Source organism: Candidatus Poriferisocius sp. (genome assembly GCF_965204145.1).
Classification (GTDB): domain Bacteria; phylum Actinomycetota; class Acidimicrobiia; order Acidimicrobiales; family Bin134; genus Poriferisocius.
The window spans coordinates 2423791-2441895 of sequence record NZ_OZ241977.1; the positions used below are offsets into that span (position 1 = coordinate 2423791).

The 18105-nt window shown below is 57.0% G+C and carries 17 protein-coding genes; 8 read left to right on the top strand and 9 right to left on the bottom strand.

What is annotated here, in order from left to right; translation table 11 throughout:
* Positions 1 to 30: 30 nt before the first annotated feature.
* Both ACOGI7_RS11200 and ACOGI7_RS11205 read right to left on the bottom strand, forming a co-directional pair.
* On the bottom strand, positions 31 to 636 hold the full coding sequence (locus ACOGI7_RS11200) for a hypothetical protein (protein ID WP_419848844.1): 606 nt from the start codon (positions 634 to 636) through the stop codon (positions 31 to 33).
* Between the two features lie 3 nt (positions 637 to 639).
* Positions 640 to 1107, bottom strand: a complete 468-nt coding sequence (locus tag ACOGI7_RS11205) for a TIR domain-containing protein (RefSeq protein WP_419848845.1) — start codon at positions 1105 to 1107, stop codon at positions 640 to 642.
* 72 nt (positions 1108 to 1179) lie between these two features.
* Between ACOGI7_RS11205 and ACOGI7_RS11210 the strand changes: the two genes are divergently transcribed.
* Genes ACOGI7_RS11210 through ACOGI7_RS11220 form a run of 3 tightly spaced genes read left to right on the top strand, consistent with a single transcriptional unit; the run spans position 1180 to position 4359 of the window.
* The gene (locus tag ACOGI7_RS11210) at positions 1180 to 2397 is read left to right on the top strand and encodes a toll/interleukin-1 receptor domain-containing protein (RefSeq protein WP_419848846.1); all 1218 of its coding nucleotides are present in this window, start codon (positions 1180 to 1182) and stop codon (positions 2395 to 2397) included.
* Positions 2397 to 3245, top strand: a complete 849-nt coding sequence (locus tag ACOGI7_RS11215) for a hypothetical protein (protein WP_419848847.1) — start codon at positions 2397 to 2399, stop codon at positions 3243 to 3245. Before ACOGI7_RS11210 ends, ACOGI7_RS11215 begins: the two co-directional genes overlap by 1 nt.
* 55 nt (positions 3246 to 3300) lie before the next feature.
* Positions 3301 to 4359 (top strand): nucleotide kinase domain-containing protein, encoded by a 1059-nt coding sequence (locus ACOGI7_RS11220; RefSeq protein ID WP_419848848.1) that lies wholly within the window; start codon positions 3301 to 3303, stop codon positions 4357 to 4359.
* On the opposite strand, the gene ACOGI7_RS11225 is transcribed toward ACOGI7_RS11220, so the two are convergent.
* The gene (locus ACOGI7_RS11225; RefSeq protein WP_419848849.1) at positions 4309 to 5232 is read right to left on the bottom strand and encodes a MazG nucleotide pyrophosphohydrolase domain-containing protein; all 924 of its coding nucleotides are present in this window, start codon (positions 5230 to 5232) and stop codon (positions 4309 to 4311) included. The genes ACOGI7_RS11220 and ACOGI7_RS11225 overlap by 51 nt on opposite strands.
* A 58-nt stretch (positions 5233 to 5290) precedes the next feature.
* Positions 5291 to 8743 (bottom strand): type I restriction endonuclease, encoded by a 3453-nt coding sequence (locus ACOGI7_RS11230; protein WP_419848850.1) that lies wholly within the window; start codon positions 8741 to 8743, stop codon positions 5291 to 5293.
* A 182-nt stretch (positions 8744 to 8925) separates the two neighbouring features.
* Here ACOGI7_RS11230 and ACOGI7_RS11235 point away from each other — a divergent pair, with 182 nt between their 5' ends.
* Genes ACOGI7_RS11235 through ACOGI7_RS11245 form a run of 3 tightly spaced genes read left to right on the top strand, consistent with a single transcriptional unit; the run spans position 8926 to position 10129 of the window.
* Positions 8926 to 9240: a hypothetical protein gene (locus ACOGI7_RS11235; protein WP_419848851.1), complete on the top strand. Its 315-nt coding sequence runs from the start codon at positions 8926 to 8928 to the stop codon at positions 9238 to 9240.
* An 18-nt stretch (positions 9241 to 9258) separates the two neighbouring features.
* Positions 9259 to 9648 carry a hypothetical protein gene (locus ACOGI7_RS11240; RefSeq protein ID WP_419848852.1) on the top strand — a complete coding sequence of 130 codons (390 nt, stop codon included), beginning with the start codon at positions 9259 to 9261 and terminating at the stop codon, positions 9646 to 9648.
* On the top strand, positions 9635 to 10129 hold the full coding sequence (locus tag ACOGI7_RS11245) for a hypothetical protein (protein WP_419848853.1): 495 nt from the start codon (positions 9635 to 9637) through the stop codon (positions 10127 to 10129). Before ACOGI7_RS11240 ends, ACOGI7_RS11245 begins: the two co-directional genes overlap by 14 nt.
* 368 nt (positions 10130 to 10497) lie before the next feature.
* On the opposite strand, the gene ACOGI7_RS11250 is transcribed toward ACOGI7_RS11245, so the two are convergent.
* Positions 10498 to 10770: a HigA family addiction module antitoxin gene (locus ACOGI7_RS11250; protein ID WP_419848854.1), complete on the bottom strand. Its 273-nt coding sequence runs from the start codon at positions 10768 to 10770 to the stop codon at positions 10498 to 10500.
* Positions 10771 to 10882: 112 nt separating this feature from the next.
* Here ACOGI7_RS11250 and ACOGI7_RS11255 point away from each other — a divergent pair, with 112 nt between their 5' ends.
* A complete protein-coding gene (locus ACOGI7_RS11255) occupies positions 10883 to 11290 on the top strand; it encodes a hypothetical protein (protein ID WP_419848855.1) in 408 nt (135 codons plus the stop codon).
* A gap of 986 nt (positions 11291 to 12276) precedes the next feature.
* Here ACOGI7_RS11255 and ACOGI7_RS11260 read toward each other — a convergent pair.
* The 4 genes from ACOGI7_RS11260 to ACOGI7_RS11275 form a co-directional block, all read right to left on the bottom strand.
* A complete protein-coding gene (locus tag ACOGI7_RS11260; RefSeq protein ID WP_419848856.1) occupies positions 12277 to 13539 on the bottom strand; it encodes a restriction endonuclease subunit S in 1263 nt (420 codons plus the stop codon).
* The gene (locus ACOGI7_RS11265) at positions 13536 to 15554 is read right to left on the bottom strand and encodes a type I restriction-modification system subunit M (RefSeq protein ID WP_419848857.1); all 2019 of its coding nucleotides are present in this window, start codon (positions 15552 to 15554) and stop codon (positions 13536 to 13538) included. The genes ACOGI7_RS11260 and ACOGI7_RS11265 overlap by 4 nt, the downstream gene beginning before the upstream one ends.
* A gap of 72 nt (positions 15555 to 15626) precedes the next feature.
* Positions 15627 to 16115 (bottom strand): pyridoxamine 5'-phosphate oxidase family protein, encoded by a 489-nt coding sequence (locus tag ACOGI7_RS11270; RefSeq protein WP_419848858.1) that lies wholly within the window; start codon positions 16113 to 16115, stop codon positions 15627 to 15629.
* Positions 16116 to 16128: 13 nt separating this feature from the next.
* Positions 16129 to 16314 carry a DUF433 domain-containing protein gene (locus tag ACOGI7_RS11275; RefSeq protein ID WP_419848859.1) on the bottom strand — a complete coding sequence of 62 codons (186 nt, stop codon included), beginning with the start codon at positions 16312 to 16314 and terminating at the stop codon, positions 16129 to 16131.
* A gap of 320 nt (positions 16315 to 16634) precedes the next feature.
* Between ACOGI7_RS11275 and ACOGI7_RS11280 the strand changes: the two genes are divergently transcribed.
* Complete coding sequence (locus ACOGI7_RS11280) at positions 16635 to 18071, top strand: DNA polymerase Y family protein (RefSeq protein ID WP_419848860.1); 1437 nt, start codon at positions 16635 to 16637, stop codon at positions 18069 to 18071.
* Positions 18072 to 18105 lie beyond the last annotated feature (34 nt).

Consider the following 18105-nt stretch of genomic DNA (forward strand, 5'->3'; position numbering starts at 1 on the left):
CCTCCACTGCCACAGGACACTCAACTTTGGCTACCAGTCGAGTGGCTCACCCCTTATGCCACCGTCATCGCAGAGAACTTCAATCCACTCGATAAATGCGTCTTTCACGTCATCAGGAAAGTTACGATGAAAATCTCGCATACCAACAAACAGGCGACGGTTTTTTGGCGATACAAATTGCTCTGGAAGATCTACTGCCCGATTCCCAAAATATACGAAATTACGAGAAATTAGAACTCTCGGAGGGTTCGTGTCCTTCCTTATGTGACTAAAGTTCGGACTGCCATCTTCAAGACTATGTCGCCCATCTTCTTGAATCCATTCAGCTCTATCAGTTTCACGATGGTAAATGTTGTCCCCATAGCGCTGCTTAATGCTGCCAGGTCTAAATGGACGCTTTTGCAAAAAACGTGAGTCATTCCAATATTCGTTGAAGCACATGGCCTCTTCCACCTGCATGGCATAGACCAATTTTCCACCTTGACGCTTCTGTACCGACCCAACACCAGCAACCCAGTCACCCAACTGAGCCGCTTTGCGTATTTTGGGCTTGCAGGTAGCTAGTGTGCAATACCCGTAAAAGGGATTGGGAGCAAATCCGATATCATGGCGCACAACGTATACAAAGAGATTCAAGTTTCAGCAATCAATCCGCTTGACCAACTGATTTTCTCGTGGAGTGCCAGAAGGGTCTTCGCTAATTCGCTCACCGTTTAGCGCTTGAATGATCTTATCTGCGTTCCATCCAACTACCGCATCAGCAAACTTCTTCAGCGGGTCGGGCAGTTCGCACTCCGCATGCCCGTGCGCCCAAACCCCAATTATCAACTTGTCAGCTTTCTGAGCATACTCAATTTCCCAGTCGACCCATTCATGGTTCTTGGTGTCAGGCGTAATCAGTACAATCACCTTTCCAGCCCATTTGATGTTCGGGGCAAGGATCTGTTGCTTGATGTAGTCCGGATTGCTTGCCCGATTTGGTTTGTCGTCAGTGATCGACGCATCTCGCACCTCTACCCCTCTCCCCTCCAACAGGGACTTGAGGTCGCCCACAAGGCCATCGTCCTCGTGCCGGTGCGCTACAAATACGTTGTGAATGCTGCTCATTCGCTTCTCCCTATGCCTGCCGCCAGATGCTGGCCTTGTCATATGGCATGAAAAGTATTATAAAGTGCCTTAATGCTGCCGCCCGTGCTTGACATCTATGTCATCTGGCACCCTGATGACGTCGACGGCGACAAGATTGCCCGTCAGGTTATCGAGCACTTTCATGGTACCCCCTATGTCGGTCTAATCGGCGGTTCTGTGGAGGTCTACACACGATCTGCGTCCTGGATGCATGGGTCCGATGCCCCGCGACCCATTCCAGCCACCGAGCCGCAGCCCCATGGCTTGCCCAGCCCATTGCTCACGGCAGTAGTGCCGCTAGTAGGAATCGAGCTCTGCAGGGCCGTCGAGGACTCTTCATCAGGATGGGGCGAATACCTGACTGCAATCGTTGCCGCCGGAAGCCAGTCCGACAATGTTGGGATTTTCCCGGCTCTGATGGAGGAATGGGATAGAAATGATCACCTCGGCGAAGTGCTTGCGGGCATCCAGGCGCTGCCGCCCCACGTCACTAATGACAACGCGGTCCTGTGTCGCGACATCTCCCAACAGGCCACTCATATGATCGGCGCTCCCCTAAGCAAGCCGCTCACAGTTTTCATCAGCCACACCAAGAGGCCCTCCCAGGACGAAGAGGCCGACTGGGTAGACGACTTCATCACTCGAGTGCGCATCAGAATAAGCAAAACGCACCTCCAGGAGTTCTTCGACGAATCAGACCTGCAGCCTGGCTCTTCCTTCGCTGATGAACTCGATCGCAACGCTGCCTCCAACAGCCTGCTGGCCCTTCGGACCGATCTCTACGCAAGCCGCGATTGGTGCCAGCGAGAGTTTCGGAAGGCGAAGGAAGCCGGAATGCCGGTCGTCACGCTGAGCGCCATTCGCCGTGCGGAGGAACGCGGATCTTTCCTTATGGACCATGTCCCCGTGGTGGGCTACCAAGACGGGGACGAGGATACAAGAGACAGAAGCATTGATACGGCTCTCAACTTGCTAGTGGATAGGGCACTGCGTTACTCGCTCTGGGCCCTTCAGCAGGATGGGCTGCTCTCGCTCGGGATCGATTGGGCCCCTCCTGAGGCACCCGAGCCTGCAACCCTGATTCCCTGGCTGATCCAGCACGGAAGCACAGCCGGTGATGGCCAATTTACGATCATGCATCCCGACCCGCCTCTTGGACCCCAAGAAGAAGAGTTGATCCGAATGTTGTTCACCCTGGTAAGCACAAATGCTACCGTTGAAATTGTGACGCCTCGCACCTACGCGGATCGCGGCGGTAGGGGCCTCTGATGGGGGACCTGAAGCTTAGGCCGACTAACGCATTGGACGGCCTACGGCTTGGTATCTCGGTATCGGACAGCGCAGATTTGCCCATGTTGGGCCTCCACCCACACCATGCTGAATTGGCGCTGGCCGAGATAGCACGATCTGTTCTCCTCCTTAGCGGACGCCTTGTGTACGGGGGTCGGATCAAGCCACCTGGCTACACCCAGTTCCTCCTAAGCGAACTCGAACGCTATGGCGCCCATCCCGACTCTCTAACCCTTTGCCTAGCCGCCCCCGAGCACGAAACGCTCACAGTCAAGGAACTCAAGGGTCTCAATAACAAGTTGCAAACTCGTGGGAGAGTCGTTTGCCTTTCTCCAAGTGGTCTTCCAATGGAGATGAGATCTATATCTGAACTTCCAGAAAAACAACCTAGTAACTCTTCAAGCTACAGCGCAATGAGGCAATACCTCTGTGAAAATACTGACGCGCAAGTCATCTTGGGCGGTCAACTCGAACAATTTCAGGGCAGTATGCCTGGAGTAATCGAGGAAGCAATAAACTCCATCAAAGCCGAGCAACCTTTATATATCGTAGGAGGATTTGGCGGTGCCGCCGCCCTAGTTGCAAAGACACTCGAGATTGACGGCTTTGACTGGGCACCATCCAATTTTCCAATACAACCAGATGACAAGAGAATAGAAGACTCACTCTACGAACTAAGGTCAGTCGCGGACAAAAGCGAAGCATCAATCCGGTGTTCTGGTCTAAATGAACTGGACCTGCGGAAGCTCTCCGCAACACATAGACCCAAAGAAATCGCCTCGATAATAGTTAATGGACTCGCAGCAGTTCATAGCAACAGCCATTGATTTTGTGAAGACTCTACCACCTCAAGTTTGTTGTCTTGCCAGAGGAGTTCAATAGATGACTACAATTTTGTTGAAGACGCGTCCCCAGACTACTGCTGGTTATGACGCATTTTGGCAATTTGCTTCTAGACGCCAAGAAATCTATTTCCACAAACTGTCGGGGACACTAGAGGACAACCCGCCAGAAGATCCCATCCTAGCTGTCAATCGTTTCACAAATACTTACAGGGCATCCGACCGCGTAAGTCAATATCTGATCTCCTGTATTCAATACAATCAAGAGTGGAACTGGATAGACACCTTCGTACGCACTCTAGTATTCAAGATATTTAATCGAATTGATACTTGGAACCACTTATTAACATCAATTGGGGAGCCTGACACTAATGCATTATTTGACCGAACAATTGATCATGCACTCGAAGTTTTAGCTGAAAGACAACCAATTTATTCGGCAGCATACATCATGCCGCCACCTAGGTCCGCGTCTGGTCCCAAGTACAGTAGGCATTTAGATCTCCTCCGGCGCATGATCATTGAAGAAGCACACGTAGAAGTTCAAGATTGCGAGACCATGGAGCAAGCATTCGGCACACTCCGTCGATATGAATCCATCGGTGATTTCTTGGCCTATCAATTCATCACTGATCTCAATTACTCGAGCTACCTAGATTTCTCAGAGCAAGAATTTGTCGTGCCTGGACCAGGGGCTATTCGTGGAATCAAGAAGTGCTTCCACGGAACAAATGACTTGTCTTACGAAGAAATAATTCGATGGACACTTGAGCAACAGCATGACGAATTCAAGACACGTGAATTGCTTTGGCATGGACTTTGGGGACGTGATCTACAATTAATTGACATTCAAAACCTATTCTGTGAGGTAGACAAGTACACTCGGGTTGCGATGCCAGAATTGAGTGAATTTGCATCTGGCACACGTATAAAGCAGCGTTATCGACCGGATCCATCCCCTATGACGGCTTGGTTCCCTCCAAAATGGGGCATAAACGAGAACATCATGCTTGCACACAAATATGGAGACATCGGAACTCAGGAGTCCTTATTCAGTGACCTGGAGTTCATTGAAGAAGGCCAGTTGACGCTTGTCTAAATCACATTTCACTTGACCTCCTCGATTGTTCTTCAATTGAAGAAAGATGGTGAAGGCCTGCTCGTAAGCATGTCGCCAAACTGCGAGCGGTTGGCTTGACACTTCTAGATCCATCACAGTACGTCTAACGTGCTTAAGCAGAGTCCAGTCGATGTGCTTAACATCATAGTCGTATGGCTCAAGATAATTGAAAACAAAAGCTGCGAGTCCCTCTTCAATCGCTTTTGCTCTTGCCCCATCCTCCACACGATCCTTTTCCCCCACCTCCCGACGCTGTGCGCCCATCAACGCCCGCAACACAGGAGACCACCCTAGAACAGTGGCATGCGCCAGATGAATAATGTCATGATAGCGATATCCATCATCCATTATCGAATTATCATCCAGGTCATCGCCGAGTTGAGCCTTCTTGTGTTTCCTCTGCTCTTCTTCTTGTGCTCTGCTAGCCAACTCTCCCAAAGGCTCCATTCTCACAATAGTCATTTGACCTGAATGATCTTCTACAAAACGCACTTCCATATTTCTCAGAAATTTTTGTCTTGGAAAATTATGGTCATCATAGTCAGGAAGTGGTCCCATATCTGAAGACCAAAACTCTCTTGTCTTCTGCAGATTTGCCTCGAGGACTTGGTTAAGATCCATTTTGAGCCTGCGAGCCAGTGAAGCTACATACCACAGAAGGTCGCCCAGCTCTTCTCTTACGTTTTCTTCAAGGCCTTGCGACAGTTTGTTGTCCCTAAACCATTTTTTACCCTCCGACACCACTGATCCAGCTTCTCCAGCGATTCCAAGTAATGCTAACTTGACGGCTTCCTCTTGATTGCCCATCTGGTCAGTTTCGGCTGACCGCCGCATGTATTCGTTGAGATCCATGTCCATTCCTCCGTAGTCAGGGTTATCGCCACCTACGTTGGGAGTCGGATGGCAGATGTCAATTACTTCCCCAACGGCCAGCGAGGACTTTAGCTCTGTCTTCGGGATCAGTTACAGAAATGGTGGAGGTTGGGGTTCTAATCCAAAGAGTGTCCTCTTGACCCTTGCGTTCCATGACTGGGAAATCTGAGGGGTCGATGCTGATCCGAGCCAGTTGGCCGCCATTGACGGTGTGGAACTCCCAGGAGATGAGGGAGAGGACCGCATCTCCTAGGCGGTTGCGGATGAGGTTCTGGAGGTGTTGGCCCCATAGGTCCTGACCACCTCGCTGGCCGCGCTTTGAGAAGGTGGCGTAGTCGTCCTCTAGGCCCCGAACTGAGCCGTTGTCGGCTACGCCGACAAGGAGGGTGCCGCCGTACTCGGAGTTGGCGAAGCCGGCGATTGTCTTGATCACGGCATCCTCTGGGACACCACCTTTGCGCTGCTCCCGGATGTCCCAGCGTAGGGTGGACTTGTACTCTAGGAACTGCGATTCGCGATCTGGTCCGAGCAGGTCACCGATGGGGCAGGTTCGCTGGCGAGCTACTGAAGCACGTTTCTGGACGTTGACTGCAAAGATGTCCAGCACTTCGGTTTGGAGCTGCTCACTGTCGAGATAGGCGTAGATGAGCTCGCTGTTTCGGTCGATGCGCGACAGCAGGGCCTTTTCGTAGCGAGATGGGAAGACGTGGGTGCGGAAGGTGTCCTCGTCGTTGTTCACCGCCTGGTTCTGGATCTCGGCATCCGCAATGAGGTCGCCGGCCGCGGCCTCGAAAACCAGGCGGTCCTCTTCGGTCCAGTCGGTCCCGAAGCGCTCGTTGATGCGAGCGATGATCTGAGAGAGCCGCTCTGCCTCGGGATCACTCAGCGGGCCCGTCCCCGAGTAGATGGTGGCCACCTCACCCTCTTCATTCTCAAGCGAGATCGAGCCCTCAAATGAGACCTCGTGCCGAAGATGAGTGAGTTCGACCTCCGACCCTAAATCGATGCTCTGACCAGGATCACGATCTCGGACATGGGCAGCCAGAGCCCGACAGAAGAGGTAGTCGCGCTCAAGCTCGGGATTTCGGAACTCCACAACCAGCGACAGGAACCCATACACGCGCACAAACCGAGCCAAGGTGTCTCGGAATGCCTCCTGGTCATCATCGCCCAATCCCCTGAAACGGTCGACCGCGGGCTGGAGGGCAGCGTCGATCTGAGCGTGATTGCCGTCTACCAACAGCAGCTTGGCAACCCGTTCAATTTCACTTGCATCGAGAACGCCAAAGACATCGAGGTCGCGACGGGTATCGAACAGAAGGTTCGGGTCGGTCGGCGGTGCAACGGTCTTGCCGTGGTACACCGCGAACGCCTCGCCGATCTCCTCAGCGTTGTTCACAAAGTCGATTACGTAAGTGCCGGACTTGTCGGGATGGATGCGGTTGAGTCGGGACAAGGTCTGCACAGCTGCCAAACCCGTGAGCGTCTTGTCCACGTACATGGCCGCCAGCTTCGGCTGGTCGAACCCAGTCTGGAACTTCTCCGCCACCACCATGATCTGCCACTCGTCGGTGTCAAACCGCTCAGCGGTCTGGGAGTCTCCAAAACCGTTGGCTTTGGCCTCGGTCATCCCGTCAACCTCACCCGAGAACGCCACCAGCACCCCGAGCTCGTAGCCCAAGTTGTTGGCATAACCACGCAATGCGTCCCACATCCGCACCGCATGGCGCCTCGACGGGCACACCACCATCGCCTTGGCCTGGCCGCCCACCTGCCTAGCGATCTTGGTGCGGAAATGTTCGATGATAATCTGAGCCTTCTGCGAGAGGTTTTCGGGGTGCCAAGACACGAACTTGGCTATTGCCGCTCGAGCCTTGCTTGTGTCGTACTCAGGGTCATCGAGAATCGACTTCTCTAGGCGGGAGTACTGGTTGTAGGTGAGGTAGCCGGCCAGCACATCTTCGATGAAGCCTTCCTCGATGGCTTGGCGCATTGGATACAGGTGGAATGGTTCGTGTCTCCCACTAGCGCCAATCTCGCCGAATAGTTCCAGGGTACGGCCCTTGGGCGTAGCGGTGAATGCGAAGAACGAGAGGTTGGGCTGGCGGCCGCGAGCTGCCACAGCCTCAGCTAGCAAGGTGTCGACTTCACTCGCCTCCAAGTCCTCATCAAGCTCAATCGCCGCTGAACCCAGCGCCTGGCGAAGTTCTTTGGCTGCATCGCCGGTCTGCGACGAATGGGCCTCGTCCACGATCACCGCATAGTTGCGCTCGGGCAATGACTCAATCTTGTCGAAGATGTAGGGGAACTTCTGCAAGGTGGTCACGATGATCCGGGCCTGCTCGCCCTCAAGGGCCGCAGCGAGCTGCGCTGAGTTCTCGTCGATGCGCTCAACCACGCCGATGGCGTGCTCGAACTGGCTGATCGTGTCTTGAAGCTGCCGGTCGAGCACGACCCGGTCGGTGATCACCACCACCTTGTCGAACACTTGAACGTCGTCGTCGGTGTGCAGTGACGACAGCCGATACGCCAGCCAGGCAATCGAGTTCGATTTTCCCGACCCCGCCGAGTGCTGCACGAGGTAGCTGCGGCCCGCTCCAGACTCCCTGGCATCGGCCTCCAATTGCCGTACCGCATCCCACTGGTGGAACCTCGGGAAGATCACCTGCGGGCGGGCCCTTGAACCGCGAGAAGGCTTCTCCACATGGATGAAGCGGTGCAAGATGTCCATCCAGGCATTCCGCGACCACACCTGCTCCCACAGGTATGCGGTGCGGTGACCTTCCGGGTTAGGCGGGTTTCCCGCACCAAGCTGGTGGCCTCGGTTGAACGGCAGGAACCGGGTCTGCTTGCCTGCGAGACGCGTCGTCATGGCTACCGACGAGGGATCTACTGCGAAGTGCACCATTCCTACCCGCCCCAGAGTTCTGTTGTTGTGAGGCCGGTCAGTCCGATACTGGGCAATGGCGTTCTCGACCGTCTGCCCAGTGAGGGGGTTCTTCAACTCCGCCGTAGCGACTGGTATCCCGTTGACAAACAGACCCAGATCAATAGTTCGAGCGCTGTCGGGCTCAAACGGCAATTGCCGAGTAACCGACAACACGTTCGCCTCGTATCGTTCCACGAGTTCCTGCGTCAGCCCCTGGGCGGGCTTGAAGAACGCCAGCTGGATCGTGACGTTCCGATCTACGACCCCACGGCGAAGAACGTCCACCGTTCCCCGATTGTCCAACTCCGACGCCAACCGCTGTACAAACCCCGCCTGCGCCTGGTTCGGGTTGCCGCCATAGGCCGAGTCGACAAGACGCTCCCATTTGTCCGCCTGCGTCGCCCCGATGAACTCAAACAAATCAGCCGTGTCCACACCCGCCCGAACATCGAAATCCCGAGGCTCATCCCCGGAATTGCCAACTTTGACTCGCTGATAGCCCCCATGCTCGACCAGCCAAGAGGCGATGTGCTCCTCGAATGCCGCCTCGTCAGCAGGCATCAGCCACTACCTTCCATTGGGCCCGACATCCAGAACACCCTAGGCCGCTTCGACTTCAGCATCTCCACACTGCGCTAAGGCATGATGCTGTGATCTGCGAAACGTGGTCATGGGCCAGAGCGTGTGGCCATGCATACAGCCGGTTAGGATTGATGCCGAACAAGAACACTTAGGAGGACCTGTTGGGCGCGGCTGAACCGCTCCTCGATCAAATCTGTGCAGGCGACTACAGGCTGCTGAACGAGCTTGTCGAAGCTGTTGAGGAGGCTGCTGCAATTGAGTACAGCGCAGCTTGCGAGAAGAGTCCTGCCCACGAGCCGATTCCTGAACGAGTCAGTATCGAGACCCGTATGGTGCAGGACTTCGTGGAGTTTGTCATCGCACGGTTGGCTCAGCAGGCAGGCTGCACCAGTCCCCGCCTCGACTCGATGGACGGCTACATTCGCAGTGAACGCTCCCGAGAGTTGCTGGACCGGGTGCTCCCGGCCCAGCCCTAGTTCGTAGGAGGTCACCTCTTGGATTTCGAGCAGCTCGAACTCCCAGGCGTCAACGACGCTCCCGTTCCGTTCCCAGCGCTCAGCGAAGTGCAGGGGACCTCCCGGTATCATCGCCACGGCCACGCGGTGCATGCGCTGTGGGTGATGACGCATACTTTCAACGTGAGAAAACCGCTGCGGACTCGGCTGTCATACAGGCTGCCGCCACTGCCACCTCTCGACTTGAATATACCCCCGTATGCCCTCTCTCGAGACAGGTTCAGCTACAAGCTGCCCGCAAACAGCTTCGCCGACCTGTGTTCGACCCTGGCGTTCGACAACGCCAGGGTGGTGGAACAGATCACTGCTGGGTTCAGCGCGGCCATCGAGCAGCACCTAGAAACTGCTGACAGCTATGGCCGAGGATAAAGGCTCCAGCAACGACGCCGAATTGGTGGCGCCTCACGACGTCTCCCCGGCAGAGCCTCAGGATGCCTCCCCGGCAGAACTGCCGTCTAGGGGTAGTGAGGAGGTTGAGTTCACTGCCACCTTGTCGCAAGCGCCTCTTCCTCACCCAGAGATCTACGGTGAGTTCGAGAGACAAGTCCCGGGCACAGCGGAATGGCTGCGAGAGACGGCCGGCAAGGGGATTGCGAGCGAAAGAGAGAACCGCCACCAACTGCAAATGGAAGATCTTCGACTGGAGCATAAAGGGCAAAGGCTCACCACCTTGGTGAACAATCTGACTAGCGCTCTTGTCCACATTTTCATGTTCTCGGCGTATGTGGCCATCGGCTACTTCGGAACAGCTTGGTTCGGCCTCTTCCTTGGCGTGCTGCATCTCCTATTGAGCAATGGGGTCGACGTGGTGAAGCGCCTAGCCAAACGGGTGCCAGACGACGCCAGCTAGCCCTAATCCGGCCCACCGACGGGTGCCGTGAGCCTTAGGGCGGAGTGCGGATGAATCCTCACCTCATCTCTCATGTGTCCCTCCCTAGGGAACAGCTGTTCACAACCGGCCCTCTCCGACTCCTTGATGAAGACCAAGCCGAGTTTGCTATCGCCCACTAAGCGAGCGATCTAGAGGTTTAACCACTTCGGCGCAGCCGGATCGTCGCCAAGAGTGCTTCGTCGCTGTAGTACCGCACAGCGATCTCATCCTCAGGCACCTCAGGACCGCTGCCAACGCTGGCGTCAAGCTCCGCAATCGCCACAGGCTGCGTAGCGTTGCCCTCGCCGTTGCTGATTCCGGGTGTGGCGGTCATTGAGTCGGCTCTCTCAGCTCAAGCTCTCGATTGCGCGCCGCTGGTGCAGGCGATGTGCGGTCTGGAGGTTCAGCCAAAGCTCAGGGGTGGTGCCGAAGGCCTGAGAGATGGCAGCAGAAGTCTCGGGGGTGATCTCCTTCGTCCCGCTCAGAATCTCCGATACAACCTGAATCGGCTGGCCGATGATCTCTGCGAACTCTGTCACCGTCCACTCACGCTCGCTCAGTTCGTCGCTGAGATATTTGCCAACGGGAAACGCCTCGGCAGGAGTGCAAGTTCTATCCATAGTCGCGATAGCGGGGATCCAGCCCCAGTAGCCAAGTAGCCCCGCCACACCCTAGTTCCGTCCTCCACTTGCCCCATCCCCAATTGTCATCGAGGCCCGTAGAATTACAAGCATGTCGTACGTCTTTGGACCACCAAGGCTGTGGGGACGGCCCGTAGACATCCCGGCGGTAGCCGGATTTTCGCTGGCCTGTGCCGGAGCGGGAATGCTGGCAATCGAGGTGGCGGTCCGAGGCTGGTGGGGGTTCGTCACATCACCGGTAGACCTGATCGTCGTCCTGGGACTGCTCGCCCTGTCAGCTTGGCTTTCCGTCTGGGCCTTCGGGCGCACCGATGGGTGGTGGCGGGCACTGGCCGTCGTAGGCATCGTGGTTTCGATGGTCGCGTTGGTGTTTCTGCTCATCCTCCTCCTTCTCTGGGTGCTTGATGAGGAGCCAGATGCCTTCACCGGAGACTCAAACCGGAGGCACAGGCACAGGCGCAGACGCAGTAGTCGAAGGCGCAGACGGTCGTCGTGGTAGCAAACCATCAGCACCGCCTCGAGATACAGACTCTCCGCAGGATGCGGGATGGAAGCGCAGACATGGAGCCCCGCAAGGATCCACCAAGACCATTTTGCAAAATAGGAGACGCACCATATGAAGCAAACAAAAGACTACAGCGATGTACGAAATCGCGGTGCGTGCATTCATTGTGGTGAAGACCTTAAATCCCGCAGCAAGAACAAGGATCACGTTCCCACTAAGTGCTTACTTGATCGCCCACTACCTGACAACCTACCCACCATAACCATCTGTGAACAATGCAATACATCGTTTTCCAAAGATGAAGAGTACCTATGCATATTCTTGACAACGGTGCTTACCGGTCATCTTGACCCAGATCCTAACCAGTTTCCCAAAGCAGCTGCCTCTCTCAAGAATAACTTTGGCCTGCGGACGCGAATCTCGCGGGCGCGGAGAGAGCACAATGAAGGGACTGAGGTATCCTGGCAGCCAGAAATAGATCGTGTGCATCACGTGATTGCAAAGAATGCACGAGGGCATGTGTTCTTTGAACTAGGAGAACCTCTTGCTTACCCACCCTCCTTAGTTGAATGTTTGCCTGTAAGTCAAATGACAGTCGAACAACGAGATGCATTCGAACGCATTTCACCGGGGTCGTTTTGGCCAGAGGTTGGGAGCAGATTGTTCCAACGAGTTGTGGGCACCGAACCGATCGTAGATGGTTGGATTTCGGTTCAAGAGGGTGTCTACCGATACGCCATAGTTCAGAACCCTGGTGAAGTAGTAGTCCGCACCATGATTCGAGACTATCTCGCGACTGAAGTTGCTTGGGAGTATTAGACGCGCATACAAGGAGCACCATATGTCTACTTCAGGCTGTGCTCTGAACGGTTCCAACGGTCAACACTTCGCTTATTTTTGACCATTCCAAGGCGGTCCTGAGATTGACACAGCGTGGTTTCAACGGAGAGGCATCTGAGGCCCAGCCTCAGCACCACCACCTAAGCCGATACACCAGGCACTGGCATCTCACCCGTCACCACTGCCGTTATCAGGGCTTGACGGCGTTCTGCGAGAAGTGTGATTTGCTCATTCAGCTTTGAGACTGCTTCCTCGTGACGTCGAACCTCCCTCCGGACTTGAGCCAGTATCTGTTGCTGCTCATCCTTGTCAGGGACTGCGATGGGGATGTCGTGTATGTCGGACATGTTGAGATGGGCAACCGTCGTCGCATTCGACAAGGTTTCAATGAATCGCTGCGCTGGTCCCGAGTAGATGGAGTGAACTATCCACTCTCCACAAGCAACTGCCGGATTCACTCGAAACAAAACCATTCGCTGCCCAATGCAGAGTGGCACCCCTGCAGGAACAACACACGCTTCTCCAGCGGGTGCCTCACGAGTAAACATGACGTCGCCCGGACACGGCTCGCCTCGTCGGTTCCACTCGATCCAACTCGCTCTGTCTGTGTAGCGCGCATCATCGAAAACGAGGCGACCCGTCTTGACATTGGCCGTCCGCACCACCAGGTACTCCTTGTCGTCAACAACAGGAGCAGTCTTGTGGGGCGTGTCGATGATCTCTTCGACGACGTGACGCAACCGCATCAATCGCCAACCACTCGGGAGTTGAGGCACATGATGATTCCCCGTCTCCACTAGATCATCCCGATTGTCAAGTCCTATCACTACGGCCGAACCCACATAGGCCGCACGACGCTCGTCGAGGAGTTCGGTCAAGCGGCGCTTCTTGGAGATGAGAGCTTCGATTCGGGTAGTTTCGATATCAAGATAGTCGGCAATCTTCCGCTGTTGCGATAAGTCGGTTATTGGCACAAGGAAGTTGCGAAGCCATTCATCGGGTACTCGCTTCTGCCCCGCCACACCAATCATTTCGCTCGCTCCACCCTCCAAAAATGGGCGGGAGGAGAGCAGATAATCCAGATACCTCGGATCAAGCTTCCCACCAGGACGGACGACATGAAGCTCGGTTGTGCCTGTCAAGACAGTCGTCGGGGAACCTCTAATCCAAGTAGAGCGATCTGCCTCGAACGTTGGCGTGATCTTCGGAACGACGACATCCCCCTCCATAAGCCGCGTGTACCCAGTGGATGTCTCCGATTTGGTCTTAGCTCTTGTGAAGTCCACCTGACGTGGCCATACAGCTTCCAAAGGAATGAAGGTAAGCAAGCAATCATCAGAAATCTGCTCCCATTCTGGGACAGGCGGATTGATCGCCGCCAGGTGTCGAAGTCGTATGGTCACTCGGCTATTTCAAGTAGAAGCGATTGGATCTCGGATTCCAACATGTTGATCTCGGCGTCGATCTCCCGAAGCGAGCGAGGCGGCACATAAGTGAAGAAATGCCGTGCCAGAGGGATCTCGTAGCCGATTTTGGCCTTGTCGGGATCGTGCCAGGCATCGGGGACGTAGGGGTGGACTTCGGCTTGGATGTAGTCGTCGACTGCTGAGCTGTACTCGATGGCTTGGAGGCGGGCGGCGGGGTCGGGTTCGAAGGGCACGGCCATCGGGGGTAGGGGGACGTTTTCGTAGTCGCGTAGGTCGGGGTCGGGTTTGGGAGTGCCTGACCGGTCAGTGATGATGGGAGCATCGGGGTCGCGGATTGCGAGAGCCTCGGTTACTGCCTTGACGATGGCGGCAGGCTTATCCGCGGCGGCTGTCTGCAAGGCCTCCTGCGCAGCCTGCTGGGCGGCGCGCTCGGTTGAGTAGACGTCACCGCGGCGGGCGCGAAGCTGGGTGAGTAGGGACTCGCGCCGGTCGTAGTCGAGTTTGGCCACCTTTTTGTCGGTTCCGACAACAGAGAGGGTGTCATCGGTGATCTCCCAGCGGAGTCTGAGGGGGCGCTCTACGGTGATGTGGAGGAAGCCGAAGCTCTCGTTGGGGAAGATCTTGACTTGGGGGCCTTCTTCGAATGATCCGTATAGGCGAGCGATCTCGTCGATCTGGTCAGGCGAGAGTTCTTTACGCTTTTGGCCGAGGCTCTTGCCCGTTTTGGTGAATTGGTCCCGGGCGTCGACCAACTGGACCTTGCCGCGGCGGGGCGGGGCCTTGCGGTTGGTGACCACCCAGATGTAGGTGGCGATGCCGGTGTTGTAGAAGAGCTGGTCGGGGAGGGCGACGACTGCTTCGAGCATGTCGCTCTCTATGATCCAGCGGCGAATCTCCGACTCACCCGAACCGGCGCCGCCGGTGAACAGCGGCGATCCGTTGAACACGATGGCCAGTCGGGCACCGCCCTCGTCACGGCGCTTCATCTTGTCAATCATGTGCTGCAAGAACAGGAAGCTGCCGTCGTTGATGCGAGGTAGCCCGGCACCAAAGCGGCCAGCGAAGCCTTGAATGGCGTGCTCGTCCTTGACCTTGTCGGCCACCATCTTCCACTCGACTCCGAACGGAGGATTAGCCAGCAGGTAGTCGAACCGCTCGCCCTGGTGCTGGTCGTCGTCGAAGCTGTTGCCGAATTTGATGTTGGAGGCCTCCTGGCCCTTGATCAGCATGTCGGCGCGACAGGTGGCGTAGGTCTCGGCATTCACCTCTTGGCCGAATACCATCAGACGGGCCTCTGGATTGAGCTGGCGGAGGTAGTCCTCGGCAACCGACAGCATCCCGCCGGTGCCGCAGGCCGGGTCGAGCAGCGTTTTCACAATGCCCGGCTTCGTGAGCAACTCGTCGTCCTCGCGAAATAGGAGATTCACCATGAGCCGAATCACCTCTCGAGGGGTGAAGTGCTCGCCGGCGGTTTCATTGGACAACTCGGAGAACCTCCGGATCAGCTCCTCGTAGAGGTAGCCCATGTCCAGGTCGGACACCGTTTCGGGGCTCAGGTCGAGGTCGGCGAACTTGGACACCACGAGGTACAGCAAGTTGTGGTCGTTTAGCCGGTCGATCTGCCCGTCGAAGTTGAACTTGTCGACGATGTCGCGGGCCGACTCGGAGAACCCCGCGATGTAGTTGCGCAAATTCCCGGCCACGTTGTCGGGATCGCCTAGCAGAGTGGCGAAGGTGTGCCTGGAGGTGTTGAAGAACGACTGACCCGCAAATTTGGCTAACAACGGATCGCGGTTCTGGAGAGTGTCGGGCAATCGCCCAACAGCGGCCAGCACCTCTTCCTTGGTCGGCTCCAGTACGCAGTCCAACCGACGCAGCACCGTCAGTGGAAGGATTACCCGGCCGTACTCCGACTGCTTGTACACGCCTCGCAGCAGGTCGGCCACCGACCAGATGAACGCCGCGTGATTGTTGATTTTCTCGCTTTCCATCTGACTCCAACCGGACCCGCACAGGGACCGGCAGCTCAATCCGTTCTGATCGCGAGTGGAGTGTAGGCCATCTCAGCTTCGGCGAATCTCTTGGAGGCCGTCGGTTGGGGCCCAGGTGTCGATCACCAATTCCTGGCCCTTGACGCGGGTCAGGGTGGCACGAGAGATGCAGGCAGTGAACAGCACCATGGCTTTGGGATCATCGATGGGCATTCGGTGGCCGGCTATGAATAGATCCACCTCAGCAGGAGTGGCCGCCACTGCTCGGCCGTCAATGCGGGCATCACCAAGTAGCAGTTCTTCGGTATCCGGTGAGCTGTACAGCGAGAACCTCGGGTCGCGTTGCAGATCGGCCACTTTGAGCGAGTCCGGCATCATTCCCAGCCACAGATGTCCATCGCGGATCGGCGCCTCCATCCCGGACAGCCGGGGTGACCCATCTCGACGCAGCGTGGCCATCACCGCATGCATATGGATCTCAAACCGCGACCGAATCCGCTCGGCCAGTTCAGGAGCCCGCTCCTCAAACTGCCCCCAAGAGATCGCTGTCGAATTGCTCACCGATGCAACAAGCTCAACCGGCAACAGCAGCGAGGACATGCTGCTCGCTCAACTCGGGAAAGTCACCAGCTATCTCCGACGGCGTCATACCCGCAGTCAGATAGTCCAGCACGTCATTGACCGTTATCCGCGTGCCAACGAAGCAAGGCTTGCCACTGCGAACACCAGGCCGCGTCTCAATCATCGTGGTGAGCTCCACAGGGAGGAGCTTATTCAGCAGGCCCAATGCAACGAAGCGACATCTTTCGCCTCTGGCCATCTCATCTCCGGCGAATCTCTCGGAAGCCTCAGACTAGCGCCAGTACAAGGACTTTTAGCCCCTCAAACTCCACTTTGCAGCAGTTTTGCACTCCACTTTGCAGCGATTTCAAACTCCACTTTGCAGAGCCCTACACCAGGAATCTGACGGCCTGGAGCGCAACGCGCAGCGGCTCGGGTCGAATGTGTCATAGGCGTCAATAAGGTGGTCCTGTGTAGTTGCAGCGACCTCCGCACGGGTGTCCCATGAGGGTTGGGTGTGTGCTGGTTACCCATTTGCGGGCGAAGGTGGAGATGGGGCGGCATGGCCATCTGAAGGACAGTCCTGTGTTGATTGTCGATGGCAATGCGTCGAAGTCGAGGGCTCTCATCGTGGATCGTTTCCCCGCCGCTCGCGAGGTGAGGGAGGGCATGAGCTTGGCGGAGGCGATGTCGCACCATGAGGACGCCGTGGTGCTGGATGCCGACGAGCCTTACTATCGCCAGGTTTTCGCCCGCGTGCTCACCGCCTTGCAGGAAGTCAGCAACCGCGTGGAGGGGGCTGATCTGGGCATGGCCTACGTACGATTGGATGGACTGGAGGGGCTCTACGGCGGCGAAGAGGGCGCTGTCTCCGCGCTGTTGGACGCGGTTCCCGCCTTCCTGAGCCCCCGTGTCGGGGTGGCAGACGCCAAGTTTCCCGCCTTCGTCGCCGCCCGGGCGCGCTCGGGTCCAGGTGCCTCCCAGGTTGACGACGATGTGGGGGCCTTCCTCGCCCCGCACAGCATCGACCTGCTTCCGGTCTCGGCCAGCGCGAGAAGCGAAATGCACCGCTTCGGCCTGCACACCATGGGTGCCGTCGCCTCGATGAGCAGGCATGTGCTGGCCGACAGGTTCGGTCCCGAGGGCCAGCGGGCGTGGTCGCTGTGCCACGGCATCGACGACACCCCCGTGGTGCCCCTGGCCTCTGAGGAACCGGTGGTGGAGCGCATCTCGCTGTCGCTGCACTCCTCCTCCATCGAGGCCCTGCTGGTGGCGGTGGACGCCCTTCTGCGACGGGCATTCACACGGCCCGAGGTGAAGGGCCGGCACGCCGGGGTGGCACATCTGCTGGGCACGGCGCCGGGCTGGCCGACGTGGGAGCGAAGTGTCCGGTTCAAGCAGCCCGTCAACGCGTGGGAGAGGGCCGCCGAAATCGTCCGGAACCGGTTGGAGGCCGACCCGCCGTCCCATCCCGTCGAGGACGTGACGCTCACCCTGGCGGACTTCACCGGCCAGTCGATCGCTCAGTTAGCACTGCTGAAGGACGCTCGGCGCGACCGGCTTCAGCGGCTCGTCGAGGCCGACCGCAGGCTGCGGCCGCTGATGGGAGGCAGACACGCCCTGTACCGAATCGCCGGCGTCGCACCCTGGCACCCCGTCCCGGAGATGCGATTCCTCCAGACGCCCATCGACCCGTCGGGACAGGACACCATCAGGCCATTGCTGGCCCCGAACCCCGTGGACGTGCGCGAGGACGCGGCGGGCGAGCCGCGGTCAGTTTGTGCGGGCAAGCGCTGGATGGAGGTGGCCCGCATCGACGACCGGTGGACAATCGACCTGTGGTGGCTCCCAAAGCCCATCACCCGCTCCTACTACCGGATCGATCCCGGCGACGGCAGGCTGATCACCCTGTTCCGAGACTGCGTTGACCACCGCTGGTACCGACAAAGCGCCTGATAGCGGACTCTGATGGGAACTACTAGAGGCGAAC